The sequence below is a fragment of the Gluconobacter cerinus genome (genome assembly GCF_002723935.1).
Taxonomy (GTDB): Bacteria; Pseudomonadota; Alphaproteobacteria; order Acetobacterales; family Acetobacteraceae; genus Gluconobacter; species Gluconobacter cerinus.
Window position 1 is genome coordinate 116437 of the sequence record NZ_BEWM01000002.1, and the last position, 19287, is coordinate 135723.

At 49.5% G+C, this 19287-nt stretch carries 12 protein-coding genes; 6 read left to right on the plus strand and 6 right to left on the minus strand.

The features are described 5' to 3' along the window. Positions 1 to 234 precede the first annotated feature (234 nt). Entirely contained in the window at positions 235 to 1281 is a 1047-nt protein-coding gene (locus GCE01_RS04550) for an aldo/keto reductase (protein WP_099211313.1), read from the plus strand. A gap of 38 nt (positions 1282 to 1319) precedes the next feature. On the opposite strand, the gene GCE01_RS04555 is transcribed toward GCE01_RS04550, so the two are convergent. Then, complete coding sequence (locus GCE01_RS04555) at positions 1320 to 2615, minus strand: MATE family efflux transporter (RefSeq protein ID WP_202206887.1); 1296 nt, start codon at positions 2613 to 2615, stop codon at positions 1320 to 1322. A 297-nt stretch (positions 2616 to 2912) separates the two neighbouring features. On the opposite strand from GCE01_RS04555, the gene flgE reads away from it, so the two are divergent. From flgE to htpG, 4 genes are all read left to right on the plus strand, one after another. Continuing rightward, positions 2913 to 4172: a flagellar hook protein FlgE gene (gene flgE, locus GCE01_RS04560; protein WP_099211315.1), complete on the plus strand. Its 1260-nt coding sequence runs from the start codon at positions 2913 to 2915 to the stop codon at positions 4170 to 4172. Positions 4173 to 4197: 25 nt separating this feature from the next. Then, positions 4198 to 5721 carry a flagellar hook-associated protein FlgK gene (gene flgK / locus GCE01_RS04565; RefSeq protein WP_099211316.1) on the plus strand — a complete coding sequence of 508 codons (1524 nt, stop codon included), beginning with the start codon at positions 4198 to 4200 and terminating at the stop codon, positions 5719 to 5721. Between the two features lie 2 nt (positions 5722 to 5723). Next, on the plus strand, positions 5724 to 6791 hold the full coding sequence (locus GCE01_RS04570; RefSeq protein ID WP_099211318.1) for a flagellin: 1068 nt from the start codon (positions 5724 to 5726) through the stop codon (positions 6789 to 6791). Between the two features lie 67 nt (positions 6792 to 6858). Further along, positions 6859 to 8724 carry a molecular chaperone HtpG gene (gene htpG / locus GCE01_RS04575; protein WP_099211940.1) on the plus strand — a complete coding sequence of 622 codons (1866 nt, stop codon included), beginning with the start codon at positions 6859 to 6861 and terminating at the stop codon, positions 8722 to 8724. A 90-nt stretch (positions 8725 to 8814) separates the two neighbouring features. Here the strand turns inward: htpG and GCE01_RS04580 are convergent, their stop codons facing one another. The 3 genes from GCE01_RS04580 to GCE01_RS04590 form a co-directional block, all read right to left on the minus strand. Then, the gene (locus GCE01_RS04580; RefSeq protein ID WP_099211320.1) at positions 8815 to 9681 is read right to left on the minus strand and encodes a helix-turn-helix domain-containing protein; all 867 of its coding nucleotides are present in this window, start codon (positions 9679 to 9681) and stop codon (positions 8815 to 8817) included. Between the two features lie 152 nt (positions 9682 to 9833). Continuing rightward, positions 9834 to 13247, minus strand: a complete 3414-nt coding sequence (locus GCE01_RS04585; RefSeq protein ID WP_099211322.1) for an AAA family ATPase — start codon at positions 13245 to 13247, stop codon at positions 9834 to 9836. Further along, the gene (locus GCE01_RS04590) at positions 13247 to 14479 is read right to left on the minus strand and encodes a metallophosphoesterase family protein (RefSeq protein WP_099211324.1); all 1233 of its coding nucleotides are present in this window, start codon (positions 14477 to 14479) and stop codon (positions 13247 to 13249) included. Before GCE01_RS04590 ends, GCE01_RS04585 begins: the two co-directional genes overlap by 1 nt. 55 nt (positions 14480 to 14534) lie before the next feature. Here GCE01_RS04590 and GCE01_RS04595 point away from each other — a divergent pair, with 55 nt between their 5' ends. Then, positions 14535 to 15974 carry a glycosyltransferase family 2 protein gene (locus tag GCE01_RS04595; protein ID WP_244591086.1) on the plus strand — a complete coding sequence of 480 codons (1440 nt, stop codon included), beginning with the start codon at positions 14535 to 14537 and terminating at the stop codon, positions 15972 to 15974. A gap of 17 nt (positions 15975 to 15991) precedes the next feature. Here the strand turns inward: GCE01_RS04595 and GCE01_RS04600 are convergent, their stop codons facing one another. After that, positions 15992 to 16498, minus strand: a complete 507-nt coding sequence (locus GCE01_RS04600) for a DUF892 family protein (protein WP_099211326.1) — start codon at positions 16496 to 16498, stop codon at positions 15992 to 15994. A gap of 159 nt (positions 16499 to 16657) precedes the next feature. Then, on the minus strand, positions 16658 to 19144 hold the full coding sequence (locus GCE01_RS04605; protein ID WP_064275197.1) for a TonB-dependent receptor: 2487 nt from the start codon (positions 19142 to 19144) through the stop codon (positions 16658 to 16660). Positions 19145 to 19287: the final 143 nt, after the last annotated feature.

Here is a 19287-nt window from a genome sequence, read left to right on the forward strand (position 1 = left end):
AAAATAGAAGACTTTATAAAAATTCGATTTTATTCCGGAATGGTATGTTTGAATGTTTTGAATAAGAAATATTCAATTGGAACAAATGAAATTGTTTGGTCGAGGGCAGCGCAAATATGCATGCCCTGCCCTTGCGTTTGATCCCGGCACAGGAGAGACTCAGCTTAACCGGTTGCGCATTTATCTGTTGGATGCGCAACCTGACATCCAAGAAATCATCTCATCGGACCTTCTATGAAACATCGAAAACTTGGACGCACCGGTCTTCAGGTCAGTGAAATCTGCCTGGGCACAATGACTTTCGGTCAGCAGAATACGGAAGCCGAAGGGCATGCGCAGCTCGATATGGCGCTCGATCAGGGGATCAATTTTATTGATACTGCTGAACTTTATTCAATTCCCCCGCGTGCTGAGACCTATGGCGCGACTGAGACCATTGTCGGAAGTTGGCTAAAAGCTCGCGGCGGCCGTGACAAACTTGTCATTGCGAGCAAAGTTGTTGGACGCAGTTCTTCACCGTGGTTTCGGCCCGGCGGTGAGGAAGCCCGTTTGACGCCAAAGCAGATTCATTATGCAGTTGAAGGCTCTTTGCGACGTCTGCAGACGGACTATCTTGATATTTATCAGCTTCACTGGCCAGACCGTAAAATCGGGTTGTTTGGTGAAGGCGGCACGACATTTCGGGATGTGTCGGCAGCCAATGAAGTTCCGATTGCTGAAACTCTTGGCGCATTAGGTGATCTGGTCGCACAAGGTAAGATCCGTCATGTCGGTGTTTCAAATGAAACAGCGTGGGGTGTCTCACAATTCCTTGCGGCTTCGCAGAATGGCCTTCCGCGCTTGGCATCCATTCAGAACGCCTACAATCTCATTAACCGGACGTTCGAAATCGGTCTGGCAGAGATGTGCCTGCGGGAAGATGTCGGGCTTCTGGCCTACTCTCCGCTGGCTCAGGGATATTTGACAGGGAAATACCTGAACGGAGCGCGCCCTGCGGGCGCACGCACTACGCTCTTTAACCGTGGTCAGCGTTACGAGAAGCCCGGTGTGGATGTTGCCATTGAGGCCTATCACGCATTGGCCCGTGAGGAAGGACTGGATCCAGTTCAGTTGGCTGTGGCTTTTGTGACGTCGCGTCCGTTCGTGACATCCAATATCATTGGGGCCACCAGCACGGATCAGCTTCAGACAATTCTGGGTTCAACCCGTCTACAGATCACGCCTGAACTGGAAGCCAAGATCAACGCCATTCACCAGGTGCATTCAAACCCCGCTCCCTGAGTTTCAACGATGCAGGCATGATCTCATGCCTGCGTCTGTCAGGGGGCTGTGTGCGGTCCGAGCCGTCCAATGACGCGGAAAGCTGTCAGAACTGCAAACGTGCCAAAAATAACGACACCCAGAGACTGCCCAACGAGAATACCAATCGGGCCATAAGCTGACCCGAACCACACAAATGGGATGGTTCCCAGTGTGGCGCGTCCCCAGTTGAAGCCGGTTGAGTAGAAAGGGTGCCCAAGGTTGTTGAACGCCGTATTGGCGACAAATAGCAGCCCGACGAACATATAACTCAGGACCAGCCAGCAACAGAACAGGCGTACGATTTCCGCCCCAATGCCCTGAACGTTGAAAAGCTGGAGAATGACATTGTGCCCGGCAGCAAGAACAAACCAGGTGGTTCCCACACAGAGCGCTGTCAGCTTCAGCGCGGCCATCAGGGCTTCACGCACCCGATCAAATTGTTGGGCACCAAGGTTCTGCGCCATGATGGGGCCGACAGAACCTGTCAAAGCAAAAACCAATGAAAACGCAACGGGCACAATGCGGTCGATAGTGGCCTGCCCTGAAACAGCATCCAGTCCAAACTGTGCCATGGCGTGAGTTACGAACAGTGCGCCTGTTGGTGTGGCGAGATTGGTTGCAATCGCCGGGACGGCAATGCCGCCAATTTTTCGCATGGCAGGCTCAAAGGCTTCTTTCTTTGGCCATTCCAGCATGGCGTGCCCCCGAAGGTTCAGGAAGCCGCTTGCTGTGATGGCACATCGCGCCAGAATGGTGCTGATGGCTGCACCTTCCAGACCGAGATGCAGCACAAAGATCATCAAGGGGTCCAGCAGAGCTGAAACAAGCGCACCTGTCAGGGTAATGCGCATGGACCGTTTGGCATCACCAACTGCGCGCAACAGAGCTGACAGAGCCATTCCCAGGCACACTAATGGAAGAGCTGGCGATACTATGTGCAGGAAGGTCGCCGCGTTTTCCAAAGCTGCTCCCTGAGCTCCAAGCAGCCTGAGAAGTGGCGTGGCAAATACCGCCGTGAGCGTGCCCAGAACGGCCGCGATGCCAACCATGACAGCAATGAAAGCAGATGCGAGACTTCGGGCCTCCGCATGCTGGCGCGCGCCGATCAGACGACCAATGCAGGCGCCAAGTCCAATGGTCATGCCAATGGAGACTGAAATCTGCAGAAAGCTTAGAGACGTCGCAAAAGCGATGGCGGCCGTCAGGGCAGAATCATGCAGGTGGGAGATGTAGAAGTAGTTCAGAAGATCGACAGCAAAAACTGCCATGAGGCCAATGGCCCCGGTTCCAGCCATGGTGATGACATGACGCATGATGCTGCCATGCACGAATCTCGCCGGCTTTATGGGAGAATCGTCAGGAATTCTGGGCTTGGATGGGTCATCTGATGGTACTGGCATGTCGGCATATACTGCCTCGTCCCGTGACAAAGAACCAGTGCCTGAAGTGCTTTGTTGGGAAGGTTTTCTGTCTGCCAGAAAGGAAAGGGAGCGTGGGAGGAAGGAGGTTTTCTGCGAGTGTAAGGGTTTCGTTAACGCATGGTGTGGAACTGTCAGGTCAGATAACACCCGGGCGTGAGGCCCGAAGCCCAGTTTCTGCCGGAGTCCGCCATGTCGATCATCAATTCTCTCAACACGGCTGTCAGTGGCCTCAATTCCCAGTCACATGCTTTCAGCGATCTCTCCAACAACATCGCGAACAGTCAGACGACAGGATATAAAGCTGCAACAACAAGCTTTGCCGATTATGTGACGAGCAATGATCTGGCAAGCGACGGGGAGTCACTGAGCGACAGTGTGGCTGCGACAACCAGGCAGCATACTGACAATCAGGGTATGGTTGTTTCTTCCACAAATACGCTGGCGCTCGCAATTTCAGGCAACGGATTCTTCAACGTTGTCCAACCCACGGGAAGCACGACATCCAGCACAGCGCCGACGTTCAGCAGCCAGCAGTTTTATACGCGAAATGGTGACTTCTCACAAAATAACCAGGGATATCTGGTCAACACCTCGGGTTATTATCTGGAAGGGTATCAGGTGGGTTCAGAGGGTGCTTTGAGTAGCACTCTATCACCTATCAAAATCTCTGATTCTGTCGCATTTCAGCCGACCAAGAGCACAATTGTTTCTCTGTCTGCTGCAATTGGCAGCACCTCTGGGGCAGAAGGTACCAATACATCTACGGCAACAGCCTATGACAGTAAGGGAAATGCTCAGGAGGTGAGCCTGAACTGGAAACAGTCTTCCACGGATCCTTTGGTTTGGACTGTCAGTAATTCAGCAGATTCGAGCAATTCAGCCACAGTGAAATTTAACAGTGATGGTTCTCTGGCATCTGTAAATGGAGCGTCCCAGTCTACGGGTTCAGCGGCAACCTTTTCATATACGGGGCTGCCGCAGGATATGACCGTCAACCTGGGAACCATCGGGAGCACGTCCGGTGTGAGCCTGGCAACAGACAGCAGTAATTATAGCACCAATCCCACAATGACGACGGACAGCGTCACAAGCGGCACCTTCACGGGTCTGTCTATGCAAAGCGACGGGTCTGTGATGGCGACATTTGATAATGGGCTTTCTCAGCTCCTTGCAAAAATACCACTCTCGACGTTCGCAGACCCTAATGGGCTCTCTGCCCAAAACGGACAGGCATATACGGCAACGGCATCATCTGGTGCACCGACAGTCAATGCAGTAAACACGAATGGGGCAGGGACGCTCAGCACCAGTTCTACTGAAAGCTCAACGACGGATCTGACCAGCGATCTTACCAAACTTATTGTCGCGCAGCAGGCTTATGGAGCGAATACAAAAATCGTGACCACTGCAAATCAGCTTTTGCAGACCACTTTGGCGATGATTCAGTAAGGCCGGGTGAGGGGAACTCTATATCATGGGGCTGACTGATTCACTTTCGATCGCCGTCTCTGGCTTGCAGGCCGTCCAGTATGGCATGTCTACGGCTTCCCAGAACGTCGCCAATGCGTCTACTGCAGGTTACATCAAAGAAGTCGCAAACGTTCAGTCTGTCGTAAATGACGGGACGGGTGGCGGCGTAAGACGCGCAACGACCAGTCTGGCTACAAACGCACATATCCAGACTGCTTTATATTCCCAGAATTCAGATGTTTCCCAATATACGACAACAAGCAACGCGCTCTCTGTCGTCACGGCTCTACAAGGTTCAACCTCTGCAGATTCTGGTAGCAGCGGGACACTTTCTGACCAGTTGGGAAATCTTCAGTCAGCCCTTATTTCTTTGACCAGCTCCGCGTCGAGTTCGACCACCCAAAGCACAGTTCTTTCGGCGGCCAATAGCTTTACCCAGTCGTTGAACACTCTTGCAGACACTGTGCAGGAGCAACGTCAGAACGCACAGGATGGTGTTGTCTCGTCAGTTTCGGATATCAATACCAACCTGACGACTATTGGCTCTTTGTCTACCAAGATCATGGCTCTTAAAGGGCAAGGGCTCGATACTGCGGACATTGAAAATCAGCGCTTTACGGCCTTATCATCGCTCTCCAGTGAATTGGGTGTGAGTTGGAAGGTTTCCTCCAATGGAGACATGTCCATTACCACGCAAGACGGTGTCACGCTCCCTACACACAATACGTCTTCGGGTTCAGCAGATACCATTTCCAGCACCTGGCCTTTGACGACAGCCTCAGCGCAAATTTCAACCAGTATGAGCTATCCGGGTAACTCAGACGCTAATGCGATTCCGGCAATTACGCTGAACGGAAAAGATATTACTGGTCATCTGACCGGTGGAAGCCTCGGAGCCGATATAACGCTGCGAGATACCACGCTCCCAACGATGCAGGCCCAATTTGACTCTCTAGCCTATACTGTAGCCAGCCGCTTCGATGCGCAGGGCATGTCTTTATTTACAACATCCAGTGGCAATATTCCCGATGCGTCCCAGACGTCCATTGTGCCTCAGGGAAGCGCTGGTTTTGCCCAGAATATTCAGGTTTCCCAGTCCTATCAGGACGATCCATCGCTTCTTGTATCTGGTGAGACCGCAAGTAGTAGTGTTGTCCAGAACATTCTGTCTTATGCGTTTGGAACCACTCAATCAGATGGCACAGGACAGGTAGCCGCCCCTACCAATAATTTAGGTGTGATGGGGAAATTGTCTACCGGCTATAGTGGAAGTCAAAGTCTTGTGGCTCTTGCGACGTCTTTGACAGCCAACCAGGCTGCGACAGCTAATAACGCAAGTAGCAGTCTGTCTCTTGCACAAACAACGCAGACCAATCTCTCTTCAAGCCTGGCAGGAACATCAACTGTCTCTGTCGACACTGAAATGGCAAATATCGTTACATTACAGAACGCCTATTCAGCCAATGCGAAAGTTATTTCGTCCGTACAGTCCATGTTCACCGCACTTTTAAACGCTGTTGGAAGCTGATTATGACTGGAATTACGGCATCGTTTGGTTATGGCGGATTATCGAATCAACAGACGCTAAACTTGGCTTCGTTATCCCAGATAAAAGATAATCTTCAGGAACAAGCTTCTACGGGCGTGAAATCCAGCAACTACGCCCAGCTTGGAGAAACACGTGCTCAGGCGCTAGCGCTCCAGCCTGCAATCACTCAGGTTTCGTCCTGGAACTCCAACGTGACGATGGCACAAAACAGATTAACGGTCACACAGAGTACAGTCAGCCAAATTGCGACAATGGCAGATAATCTGAATGACACTCTTTCAACTCTTGTCGGGAATGTTTCCCCAACGGCTATAAGTTCTGCCTCCGAACAGGCTAAATCATATTTATCGTCTTTAGGTAATTTGTTGAACACGCAGGAGGGCGGGAGCTATATTTTTTCAGGGCTGCAGTCTTCCACTGCTCCCGTAAGCACCAGCTTAAGCAGTTCCAGTCTCGCATCTTCTATACAGGAGACTGTAAAAAGCATGGGGAATGGTAGTGCGTCAGATGTTCTGTCAGAGACGCTTTCTCTTGCAAAAGACACCAGCCAGAATCAGCCATTTTCCGCTGCACTTTCGACTGACCCGGTTACTGCTGCACAGCAGAAATTAAAAATCACCGTTGGGACTAATCAAACAGTTTCTGCAGGCATCGTGGCGACAGAGGGAAGTACATCGTCAGAAACGTCAACGGGCTCTCCGATCCGAGATCTCATGCGAAACCTGATGGTTGTTGCTTCTCTAAGTTCTGATGACGCAGGGACCGCAGATTACACACAGTTGGTTCAAGGATTACAGACGACGAATACCGGTGTGACAGAAGGGCTATCCGATATCAGTGGTTCACTTGGAATACAGCAGAACAGCTTGACCAGTCAGAGTGCGATGTTGGCACAAATGAAAGCCGCTCTTACGACCCAGCTTGGAACGGCGAAGGATGCAGATCTTGCGCAGGTTTCCGTCCAATTGAATGATACCAGCAATCAACTCCAGGCATCATATTCCATTATCGCAAATATGAAGGGTATGACCCTTGCAAGTTATCTCTGACGTCTGTTGAAAAATTGACCCTGACGTCGCATATCTTCGTTACTTTCCTAAGAGGAGATTGATGACGATGAGTGCAACGCAAGGCCAGCCGGAACAGCATGAATTCAGTGCAGAGGTGGGGCGTCTGCTCGATCTTGTCGTGCATGCGCTTTATTCAGATCGAGAAATTTTTCTGCGTGAACTTGTTGCGAACGCAGCCGACGCAACAGACAAGCGCCGCTTTGAAGGGCTGACGAACTCTGCTCTTGCTCTTCCCGAAAATGCGTCAATTCGTATTGCCCCGGAAAAAGACAAGAAAGAGTTGGTCATTTCTGACGACGGCGTGGGAATGACACATGATGAACTGGCTCAAAATCTAGGTACAATTGCCCGTTCAGGCACACGCGCTTTTGGTGAAAAACTGAATGCTGCCAAAGCTGAAGATCGCCCAAGTCTGATTGGTCAGTTTGGTGTTGGGTTCTACGCGGCGTTCATGGTTGCCGACAGGGTGGATGTGACGTCCCGCAAGGCTGGGGCAGACGAGGCCTGGACTTGGTCTTCAGACGGGAAGGGCGCTTTTACCCTCACGCCTTCCACTCGCTCTACGCCTGGCACTGACATTGTTCTGCACATGAAAAGTGATGCGGAAGACTTCCTGGACAGCTGGCGTCTTCGATCAATTATTCGCAAATGGGCTGACCATATTTCCTGGCCAATCACTCTGCGTGAGGTCAATGAGGATGGAACAGTCGAAGAGAAAGCTGCCAACGAAGGAACAGCTTTGTGGCGCAAGCCTAAGGCCGAAATTACCCCTGAACAGTACACGGAATTCTACAGGCACATTGCGCGTGCTTTTGATGAACCTTATGCAACAATGCATTGGCATGCAGAAGGTACGACAGAATTCACAGCCCTTCTGTTTTTACCCAACGCCCGACCATTTGATTTCATGGAGCAGTCTCGGGAAAGCAAGATCCACCTTCATGTTCGCCGCATGTTCATCACAGATGAGGCAGATTTGCTTCCCAACTGGATGCGCTTTGTTCAGGGTGTAGTGGATACAGAAGATCTGCCGCTTAATGTGTCTCGTGAGATGTTACAGGCGACACCAGTTCTTGCTCGTATCCGCAAGGCGGTCACGAAACGCGTTCTGACGGAGATTAAAACCCGAGCCAAGGACGCAGATGCTGGATTTAATGCATTCTGGGAAAACTTTGGGGCGGTTCTCAAGGAAGGTTTGTGGGAAGATAGCGAGCACCGTCAGGAAATTGCCGGTTTCGCCCGTTTCCATACAACCCATGGTGACGATCTAACGACGCTTGATGACTATATCTCGCGTATGAAGGACGGACAGGACGTTATCTACTTCCTCACAGGTGACAACCTTGACGCTCTGAAGGCATCTGCACAGCTGGAAGGCTTCCATGCCCGGGGCTTGGAGGTTCTTCTTCTCTCTGATCCAGTAGATGCTTTCTGGCCAGAGCGGCTTCATTCATACAACGACAAAACTTTGCGGTCAGTCGTCTACTCTCATGGAGATCTTGAGAAGTTCTCGACAGACAATGAGGAAACAGTCGAGGCAGCTAACGTAGACACCTTGGTTCCTGCGTTGAAAGAGGCTTTGGGCGATGCAGTGAAAGATGTCCGGAGTACGGTTCGCCTGACAAATAGTGCGGTCGTGATTACGTCTGAGGGAGGCCCGGACTTGGCCATGCAGCGGCTGATGCGCCGATCAGGACAGGCTCTTCCGGAAACGCTCCCAATTCTGGAAATTAACCCTCGTCATCCGTTGATTAAAGCCTTGGCTCAGCGCGTTGAAAAGAAGGAAAGCATTCAAGATCTTGCACGCGTGCTGTTGGATCTCGCGCGTGTTCAGGAGGGCGAGCCCCTACCAGATCCGACTGGGTTTGCTCGGTTGCTTGCAGGTTTGCTTGCCGGAGCTGCTACTATCTAATAAATCGCTTTTCGGCGATTTAGGAAGAATAGGAAAAAGCGGAAGATTACTCTTCCGCTTTTTTTGGATCTTGAGGGAACGAACGAAACTCTAGCCAGTCAATTTTCTCTGACGGAGTTCTCTGGGCGAAAGACCGAATTTTTGACGGAAGCGCCTTGAAAAATGAGCCGCATTTCTAAAGCCATGTTTTGTAGCGATTTCGGCAATGGCCATAGATGTGTATTCAGCCGATTGCAGGTCCTTATAAATTCTCTCCAGCCTCTTGTTTAAAATCCAACCTGAGACAGCACCTGGTTCTCCATCAAAAAGCAAATAAAGCGCTCTGGATGATATACCGTAGGCACTGGCAATGCTTTTTGGCGTTAAATCAGGCTCTTGTAATCTGCTTTCAATATAAGACCGAATATGTTTTTGACGGTGTTTGCGTCGACCAGCAACGCTTAACTCCAGATCGAGAGAATCCAGAAGTGTTGTGATCAGAAGGTCTGTCAGGTGTTTGAACAAACGCGTCTGCGTTTGAGAGGGGCTGGCTTCCAAGGCACCATCGAGAATTAATTCACAGCAGGTGAGAAGAAAGCGACCGGGGCCTGACTGGATTTCAAAATGGACCACAGGAAGGCCGGATAGGACAGGAAGGTGATTGAGCAGACCGCCCTTTGTCACAGATATAAGAATGCTGTCATTAGTCAGAAGATTTTCGTGATCTAAAGCAGGCTTTTCAGAGTGATGGGTTCTGATGAGCTGTTCACGGTCAATATACAGGTTTCCACCAGCATGTCGTGAGATTGTGAAGAGAGCTCTGTCTTCATTGAAATAGGGGGAAAGGCTCTCAATCGTTTCATGAGAGGCGCCTTGTCGTCTTTGAACGACGGGCTGCAGCCCTTGGGACGGAGTAGCAAGCGTCGCAAGCGGAATAATGCGAGCGGGCAGCTCTGGCGAAGGCCCTTTTTGGGTCATGGCAGAAACTCTATGGAGCCTCCAGAAGAAAACAGGAATGGTCTGCTATAACGAAATTACTCAGTCATAGAAATGAAAATATAGAATTTCGTTATGTGTCTGAGGAATGCCTCTAAAGCATAAAAATTAAAATATCCTTTAAATTTTATATTTCAAAGACGGGTAATATGACCAAAATTCTTTGCAATATCTGCAATATGTGCGTGGTGTGTGAAAAATAATATCTGAGTTCGTTTTGATATTGAAGAAAGAAGTTTAAGTCCCGAAAGAGATCTTTCTTCATCGAATGTTATAAAAAGATCATCTGCGATAAAGGGAAGTTGGATTCCACGGTCGAGAGATTGTTCTACCGAGGCAAGTCGTAATGCCAGATAAAGTTGATCTCTAGTCCCTTCACTCATGGAGTGTACAGGAACAAGAGAGGACTTATCTGGAAGAAGGCCGGACAAAGTCAGATTGTCCGTTCCTGTGTCCTCTAAGGCAATTCCTGCATATCGATGTCGAGTGAGGTGCGAAAACATGCTCCCTGCTTTCTCCAGCAAAGGACCATGAGTTTCCTGGCGCTGTTTTTCAACGAGACGACGTAACATCAGGCTTTGAAGGCGAAGCGAAACATATCGCGCTGCACGATCATTCAGCTCTGCCTCTACTTCCTGTATCCGCTCGGCAGTTTCGTGCGCGCCGCCTTTATTTTCCAGAGATGTCAAAATTTGCCGAGCATCCCAGAGCCTCTTTTCAATTTCCGAGTATTTTTGCTTTAGCATAAGACTTTGCTGCTCAAGTTCGTCAGATTCCCTTTCAAGGGTCTCAGGATCAGACTTCTTTGCTTCTAACAGAAGGGCCTCAAGAGCCCGGCCGTTACCCGCAGAAAGAATAATAGTGTTCAGCTCATCACGGCGTTGAAGCAGAGTGGCGCGATGCCTAAGTTCCGCAGCGACATTATGGAGACCGTCACTGTATGAAATGCCAAGCTTCATTAATATGGGAGATAGGCTTTGCCGCAATGAGGCGAGCCTTATAGATGTGGCTTCGAGAGTTTCCTGGAGTGTTGCTCTTTGGGTTATGAATTCTTGACGTTTGTGTTCAGCCTCTTCGGACTGTTGAAGTGAGATACATAAATTTTCCAACGAGGTCTTGTTATGCTTTTCAAGCATGGAATTGAGAGAATTTTTAAATTCCAGAATATCCACGTAATTTTTATGGTGCTCTTTCTTTTCGCTTTCCAAACGGATTTGAATTGATCGCGCTTCTTGCACATCAACAAGATCAACATGCCGGGCCCCAGCAGGATAATGGCAAGAGGTACAAGCTGTTTCCCATGAAACCTGCCATGCGGCCAAATTATGCTTGAGCGTCTCAAGTTGACGCTCTTCAGCTGCGATAGCAGTTTGCAGTCTTTCTTGGGCCTGTTTTTTATCCAGTGCACTCCTTAAATGAGCCTCATATTCATCCTGAATATTTTGAGCATGCTGGAGGCAGAGAACAAAATTATCCGTCTGAGCCTCCTGTAGGTAAGGTGATAACTGTTCTAGTGCAGAACGTTTTTGCTGCTGTTTTTTCTGAAAAGATTCTGCAATTTGTTCCTGATGCTTTGATTTGGAAAGAGCATCAATTCTAGCGTCACACCAGCTCAGAAACTCTTTAGGTGGAAGTGCGGGCAGTCCAAGATATTTTAACTTTTCAAACCAAGTGTTTTGGCGAGAAATTTGTTGTGATTTAACAAAGAGGATATTTTGCTCAGCCTGAGCAGCTTCAATTTTAATGCTGCTAATATGATGGCTAAGATCGTTCAGTCGAGCCGATTGCTCAGCATGAGCATGGCGCCGATCTGCAAGAATATCTGTGTTTTTTAGCAGAATGAAAAATGCATTTAAAACAGAGGGATCCGGATATTTCTCTGCTTGTAAAATACCCTGAATGTTGCACCAGGTCGTATCGCGGAGATCTCGTGCATTCGAAAGAGCTTCTGTGGAAACAGCATCTCCAGATTTTTCCAAAACATCACGATCAAAGATTTTCTTGGAAAGCGCCTCTTGGAGTTTTAGGAGAAGGCCATTTTCCTGAAGAGACTTCTCCTCAAGGTCACGCCATTTAAGGTATTCTTCGTCAATGATCTCTTTTTCCAGAACAGGAAGACCATCCAGCGCCGACCAACGATTTTCAGTAATTGCTGACCAAGGAAGCAGACGATCAAATGCTGCATTAGTGTCGTGAATGGCTGTTTTCAGATCCTTTTTTAATTTTTCAATTTCATCATCAATTCCACCTAGGCTTCTTGCATAGTTCAAATTGGTTTTTAAGTGCTCGAAATCGGCTGTAGAAACGGTTTTCCGCTCGTCAGAAGAAAAATTAGAAGATCGTATTAGATCAAACTCTTGGCGTAATTTTTCTAAGCGATCTTTTATTTCATGCTCAAGCGTAAGATAATTTTCTCGCTCTTGAAGCTTTTTATTTAAGGCGTCCAGCGCGCCTGCGTCAGGAAGGCGATTGGGCGTTGCGCGATGTCGTGCCCAAAATTGCTCCATCCAGATTTCGTCATTGCGAATTCGGTCTAACCTTAAATTTGTATCGATATCGATTTTATTGATAAAATCATTTCTATTAATTAATGATATTATCCGGTTTGCATCATCTAAAATTTTGCCTCTTGGCGTGGACTTATTTATACGTTCTGATATCGACTCTAATTTTAATTTTGTTGCAGATTCGATGGTTGTTTCTGTTTTTATTTCTGAAAGAATAACTTCAAAATTGTCGCATTCAGAGAAAGAAAATTCAGGAAGTCCTGATTGCGAAAGTTGTAATTGCAGATCCATAAGCTGAAGATAGGGAATGCTGATGTTTCTGGCCCGAGAGTTTTCTCTCTGCCGCACGACAAGGCGTTGGTGTTCAGCATTACATTCAGAAAGGGCTTTCTCTTCTTTTTCCTGCGTTTCGCGGGCGACAGTTAAATCGTGAGGGAGGACTGCGGTATTTCTCAGGGTTTTATTCAGATCTGAAAGGTCACGCTTTGCTTTCAGAATGGCAGATGTACTGCTTCCCTTTCGCCATTGAGAGTTCATTTCTTTTTCGAGAGAAGTTATCAGTCCGCCCAAACCGCCGACGCCCAGACCTGCGGAAAGAATTTGCAGGCCTGCATCGTCCTTAAGGCGGCGCATTTCCTCACCGCCGTCACGAAGGCGACGATGGTCAAGAGCCCATCCGGTTTCGAAGCTTTTAGCGTCCAGGTCTCCCATCCATTGTCTCAGCAACTCGTCACTTTTGGGGGTGGCGTCATCGGAGGCGTAGAAGGTCTGTGTGCGGGCTCTACGTCGTATGCCCTCCAGTACTGCTCCATTGTGACTTACCTGTCCGCCAACTCGCAGAAGGGGGGCTGCACTTATCCAGTCTGCACTGATGTGATGCGGGAACTGAAAGAGAAAATCCCTGATAGCTGCAAGCATCGTGGATTTTCCAGCTTCATTGTGTCCATGAATGACGTGAAAATCCCCTTCCGATTTTGGAAAGGTAATAGTGCGGTCTTGAAAGCCGCCATATCTGAACAGGTCAAGACGATCAAACCGCATCAGCTTGCGCTCCCCATCAGTCGTGCGCGCAAGGCAGAACTTGCTTCTTCCAGCGGCCAACTATTTTCATCAGCCATCAAAGAACTTCTCTCGACACATCCAGGAAGTGCGGAGAAGAACATTTCAAAGTCATCAGAAAGCGTTGCTATAAACTCGGGATCGCTCATGAGCTTCGACAAAGCCGTATCCAGGTCATGGAGTGTATTTGTAGTGGGCGGAGAGGTAGTCTTGTTCCGGAGCTTCTCCAAGGCGATTGGGTTCTGACCAGTATCCAGGGAGACAGCAACACTCCTTAAATCGTCTTGCCAGCAGGTGGATGCACAGAGGCTGTCATGCAGAGTGGTTGTTCCCGTTAGCGTCACACGTGCGATAACAGTGCGTCCGTCGGCCTGAGCCAGAGCGTGCTCCATACGGAGCCTCGCGGCATGCATGACGTCATCCAGGTCATGCAGGTCCGCTATATCTATGACGATATGGCTCCAGCGTATGACATCACAGGCAACTGGTGTGACAGACTGAACGGTGTTGTTTTCGACACTGACGAGCATTGCCCCACAAGTGCCTGTCTCCCGGATGTGGCGCCCTTGAAGCACCCCAGGAAACACAATCCATGGATGATGACAAACAATCTGCCGGGCATGAACATGCCCTAGAGCCCAATAGTCATAGTGCTTTGACGCAAGTGTTTCGACGGAGCAGGGCGCATAGGTTTCATGTTCGCCGTAGCCGGAAAGAGAGGTATGGAGAACACCAATATTGAACCATCCGGAAACAGGCTCAGGGTATGTTGGCGTCATGTCTTTTCGAACATGTCTTTCACGAAAGCTCTGACCATGCAGGGCGACCTGGATGTCTTCCAGTCGTATGGTTTCAGGAGCATCATAACTGAAGTGATCGATACCAGCCGGTCGAGGAAGCTCACGTGCGATGACGGACTGAGCGTCATGATTGCCCGAAAGAGTAATCACTCGAATTCCAGCATGCACGAGGCGACTAAGAGATTTCATCATGTAGAGGCCGGTACTGGCGTCCTGCCAGCTCCCATCATACAAATCGCCTGCGAGGATCAGAAAACTGACCTTTTCCTCGATGGCAATAGCGATGAGACGATCCAGAGCTCGCCGGGTTGCATTCCGGATTTCTTCCAGTGGAAGACCCTCATAACGGCTTAGTCCTCTAAGGGGGCTATCGAGATGAATGTCGGCGGCGTGAAGGAAGCGGAAACTGGACATAGCGACACTCTAACGCGAGAGCAGAAACGAGCGAAGAGTGTTTTGGAAGATGGCCTTGACGAAGCAAGACAACCCACCCTATGCCGGATCAATGGATAGTGGGACAGCCTACGGTAATGCACCTCGTGAAGTGATTGCTGGAGGAGGACAACGGCCCACTCCCAAGCATCAGTTTTCTCTCGTGACCACGGTACGGTGGGAAACACCCTATATTTTAGAGTGGCTTACCTATCATTTTTCGATAGGGTTCGAGCACGTCTACATATATTGCAATGATGACGACCCAAGCGAACTTTATGATGAAGTTCTTCCTTTAACTGTCGGCCCTAATCCTAAAGTGACATTTGTTCACTATGGGGTTGTCGGTGCCCAGTTTCAGATGTTTGTTCATTATTTACGCCACTATTCGACTGAAACAGAGTGGCATATGTTTCTAGATGTCGATGAGTTTTTGTGTCTGAGAGATTGCGACAACATCGAAAAATTTCTTGGAAAATTCCCGCAGAATGATGCTATTTATTTTAACTGGTCATTTTTTGGCAATAACGGTCATAAAATTCGACCTAAAGGTTCTATTCTGACCAATTATACGCGCCGCGAGAACGGAGCGACGCCGTTTACGAAAATCCTCGTAAGGTCAGCGGCTGTTCCTTATCAGGTTATCTTTGAAAACCCGCATGAAGCAATTCACCATAATCTTCTCACGGTAGCACCGCATCTCAGGGCCACGAATGTTTTGGGAGAGACGATGCTTGGCTACTATGAAAATTTTCCTGAAAACGCGTGGGCGTACCTTAAAGAAAACGAGCGAAATCACAGTATAATGGATATCGCTTTTATTTCTCATTATAATATAAAATCCGATAAAGACTTTGAAATCCGTGCAAAGCGGAGCGTTGTTGGGAATTTTAGTGGTCAAAACACTTGGAAGTTAATGACGCAGTTAGAGCGCGAAAACTTCTTTTCGATGACAAATGCTGTTCACGACACTTATCTGGCCGATTACTGGAAAAAATTGTCTGATGCGCGTGTAATCTGTGTTTTTCCAATTTCAATGTGGCCGCTTTTGTCGGAGGGATGCACCGCTACCCAGTCTTTAGCACTTTTGGACATCTCTCCAGAAGATGACGCTGAGGGCCCACTTTCAGGACAAATCGGTAATTTCCCTGCGCACCATACTACTGAAGAAAAAGACCCGTGGTGGCAGGTCGATCTTCAGGAGGAAGTAAGCGTTCATGAAGTGCGGTTGTTTAATCGACTTGATACTGCATTAGAGCGTGCAAACAATCTGGCAATCTCTGTTTCAGTTGATGGAGAGGCTTGGGCCGAAGTCCATCGTAAGGAAGACGGACAGATTTTCGGTGGTGCCGACGGGAGCCCCTACATTTGGGTGACCCCAGAAGGTATCCGAGCGAGATTTGTAAGGATTACAATCCTAGGTGAAAGAACATACCTGCATTTCAGTCAGATTCAGGTTTACGGCCTGCCTGACTGAAGAGGGCGACTATGTTTTTAGTGATTGGCGAGATACTGCGTCACGATAACGGGCAAATTCTGTTGTAGCTTGTCAGTCGAAGCTGTTTCCTCATTGCGAAGCCGCTCCAGAAGAGACAGGTCGCTGCTGAAACCCAAGCGGTCTGCAAGGATCGCCAGCATATTCAAAGATGCGATCTGATGAGCGCGGTAACTGACGTCGGTGAGTACGTTTTTGAGGAGATTACTTTCCTCTCCAGTGCTCAACAAACTGGAAACAGTGCTGAGAATAGAAGAGACGGTCTCATGCGCTGCGGGTGTTTGCCGACCATGTCGGCTCAGAAGGGCCGTGATGTCGCTGACATGTTTTCGACGCAGGATAAGGTCCTGTTCCATCTGGGCGCTCACACTTCCATAGCGCTCGCAGAATGGAAGCTCTGAAAGAACGGTCTCGATAGCTTTGGTCTCGATTGCCAGATGGTCCTGCAACCGCTCCAGATAAATATCCAGTGCTGTTGTTTCTGCGGACTTTGTTCTGCCAGCCATGGGTTTCCTCTAGCGTCAAGACGACGGGGTCTTGGCTTATATCTGTGCATGACGCCTAAACTGTCAACGTCATGATGAAAATTCGGCGTAGGGTACAAAAAAAGTCCTCATACCAGAGGCTGGTATGAGGACTGTACGAAGCGATATCTGGTCGGAAGATCAGAAACCGGCGCTGACGCTCGCAATAGCAGAGAACGGAGCTGCGATGGCGTAGGTCGGAGTAGATCCGCTGATTTTCTTACCGAAAATACCGGTCTGCTGAGTCGCGTTGGTCTGAATGCCCTTCACGAAGCCCAGATAAGCGTGGTCCGACAGATTGGAGAAGTTGATCCGAACGTTTGGAGCCTGAAGAAAACCAAGGTTCTGGAAGCGGTAACCAATGTTGGCGTTCATAAGAACATAGCCAGGAATGGACTGGTCATTCATGAACGTGGAATATTGGCGGGAAACATATTTCAGGTTGTAGCCACCGAACAGATGACCATCGTCGTAGTCGAGATTAAAGCCAACCTGGAACTTCGGCGTTTCAGGGGCAAATTTACCCTTGGTGTGTAGATAATCAATTCCGGTGCCGCTGCCTGCCTGGAGATTGCTACCAAGACGGGCATCAACGTATTCAAACGAGACGTATGGGCGGAAATAACGGAAGACGGGACGAGTTCCGATTTCAGCATCTACGCCGTTTGTCGTCTGACCGCCCGCATTGATATTAGTTGTGTAATAATTGTTACAAGCAGCGTCCATGCACTGGCTGGTGGACATCAGGCGGTTCGTGAAGTCGTAGTGGAAATAAGTGATCGAACCCATGATGGTCTTACCGGTATAACGGTAACCAACTTCTTCAGAAATGGAGATTTCCGGGTTCTGATTTGTGTTGGCATGCGTCGCGTAACCGGAACCCGTGTAATAAGCACCCGCATCGTACAGGGAGTAGTTGGTCGGCATGCGGAAGTTCGTGGCGCCGGAAACGAAGATCTGGTTTTCCGGGTTGATCTGATAGCGGATCGCTACAGTTGGCAACGGCTCAGCATAGGTCTTGCTGGTGTTTCGGCCAGTGGAGGTGTCCGGCAGCATATTGGTGCCGCTACGCAGAACAATGGCGTATTTGAATCCAGCATCAATTGTTAGCTTGTTGTTCAGCAACGACAATGTGTCACCAATAAACATGGTGTGCACGCGTGTCTGCGTGAGGGTATTGCGGTACATGTAAGTCTGCCCGTTACCCAGAACGACGTTTGCTGAACTACCCCAGATATCCCACGGATTTCCATCGGCACCGACGCCAGTGTAGGGGCCTTGCTGAGCCTGCTTGGCGTATTCAAACCAGTAACCAACCATCAGGCGGTTTTGGCCGGTGGTCAGTGTCAGCTTCGTAACTGCACCCGGACGATAGGTTTTCGTAATGGACGGATTGTAAAGAACGCGCTTGCTGGTCACGCCGTTCAGGCTGCCCGTTGTAGCCTGCGATCCGTAAGACAGTTTGTTCATGTCCGTCAGATATGCGCTACCACCGCTACCATCACCGTACCAGAAATATGGTGTTTCCGTCAGAACAAGGTTGTCTGCCAGTTTGAAGGTAGATGGGGCACTGGCATAAATGTTGGTGAACGGGTTCTGGTGCAGCTTGTAATATGATGTGCCGCTGTCAGAAGCATTAGGATTGTAGGTGGAATTCCACACCGTATTGGAGATGCTCTGGCCGGCTGCATTCTTGCCAGGAGCGACGTAACGGTCCTTGACCCCGCGGCCGTAGGCATCCCAGGATGCTTTGCTCACGCTAGGCGTCAGATAGTTGTATAGACGGTTGCCAACGATTGCGAGAGAGACGCGGTTACCGTCGCCCCAGTCATTCACAATCTTGGTTTCTGCGTGCAGCTTGCGGTTTGTTGCGTCGCTGTTGTTGACGCCTTCCGTGGCATAAGAGCCGGAGAAGTAGGCACGCAGATTGGTGTTACCAATCTTGCCCGTGTCGAGACGCAGGAAGCCACGGGTATAATCGTAGGAACCATAGCTGACGCCCAGACGGCCGCCTGCTTTCATCTGAGGATCGATCATGTACATGTCGACCACACCGCCCGTTGAGCTGATATGCGGGCTGTCGAGATCTGCCGAACCCTGTGCGACGCGAACCGTACGCAGGTTTTCGGAGTCCACGATTTCCTGAGAATAGACTGCGAAATTTCCGATATCGTTGATCGGGAAGCCTTCAAGTGTGAAACCGATCTGTGACTGGTCCAGACCACGCATGCTCATGGAGCTGCCTGTCAGACCTGCAGGATCAGTCGAAGAAACGTTTGCACCTGGCAGCAGGGCAATCAGCTGCATCGGGTCAGCACCCGGAACCTGCTTTTCGATGAAGTCACGTGAGACAGCCGACACAGACTTTGCGCTGTCCTGCTTCTCCATCAGGCCGCCGCCAACGGCACGACGTGTTACGCCGTCGAAAGAATGCCGACCGCTGACGGAGACATGCTCTTCATGCACGTCTGTCGGAGCCGTATTACCCATCATGGATGGGGCGGCTATTTCCGTCTTCGGATGAGCCTTTTGATTTGGATGTTTCGTATCTGAAACAGGCGCTGCAAATGCTGGCAGTGTGCCAAATGCGATCAGCGCTGAGGTCGAGAGGAGGCGTGTAAGGCGCATCGTCTGTGGGGTCTTTCTCGGCCAGGTGGGTTTGGTTCGGCCGAGAAAGACCATGGTTTGCAGTGATCTTCAATCAGATCATGTAAGTCACACTATGACATTTAGGGTGTATGGTAATTTCGCAACAACACAGTCTTTCCGGG

Excerpts from the sequence above, each read along its gene's own strand:
- GCE01_RS04550 (WP_099211313.1), top strand. The coding sequence starts at position 235 with ATGAAACATCGAAAACTTGGACGCACCGGTCTTCAGGTCAGTGAAATC.
- GCE01_RS04555 (WP_202206887.1), bottom strand. The coding sequence starts at position 2,615 with ATGCGTCATGTCATCACCATGGCTGGAACCGGGGCCATTGGCCTCATG.
- flgE (WP_099211315.1), top strand. The coding sequence starts at position 2,913 with ATGTCGATCATCAATTCTCTCAACACGGCTGTCAGTGGCCTCAATTCC.
- flgK (WP_099211316.1), top strand. The coding sequence starts at position 4,198 with ATGGGGCTGACTGATTCACTTTCGATCGCCGTCTCTGGCTTGCAGGCC.
- GCE01_RS04570 (WP_099211318.1), top strand. The coding sequence starts at position 5,724 with ATGACTGGAATTACGGCATCGTTTGGTTATGGCGGATTATCGAATCAA.
- htpG (WP_099211940.1), top strand. The coding sequence starts at position 6,859 with ATGAGTGCAACGCAAGGCCAGCCGGAACAGCATGAATTCAGTGCAGAG.
- GCE01_RS04580 (WP_099211320.1), bottom strand. The coding sequence starts at position 9,681 with ATGACCCAAAAAGGGCCTTCGCCAGAGCTGCCCGCTCGCATTATTCCG.
- GCE01_RS04585 (WP_099211322.1), bottom strand. The coding sequence starts at position 13,247 with ATGCGGTTTGATCGTCTTGACCTGTTCAGATATGGCGGCTTTCAAGAC.
- GCE01_RS04590 (WP_099211324.1), bottom strand. The coding sequence starts at position 14,479 with ATGTCCAGTTTCCGCTTCCTTCACGCCGCCGACATTCATCTCGATAGC.
- GCE01_RS04600 (WP_099211326.1), bottom strand. The coding sequence starts at position 16,498 with ATGGCTGGCAGAACAAAGTCCGCAGAAACAACAGCACTGGATATTTAT.
- GCE01_RS04605 (WP_064275197.1), bottom strand. The coding sequence starts at position 19,144 with ATGCGCCTTACACGCCTCCTCTCGACCTCAGCGCTGATCGCATTTGGC.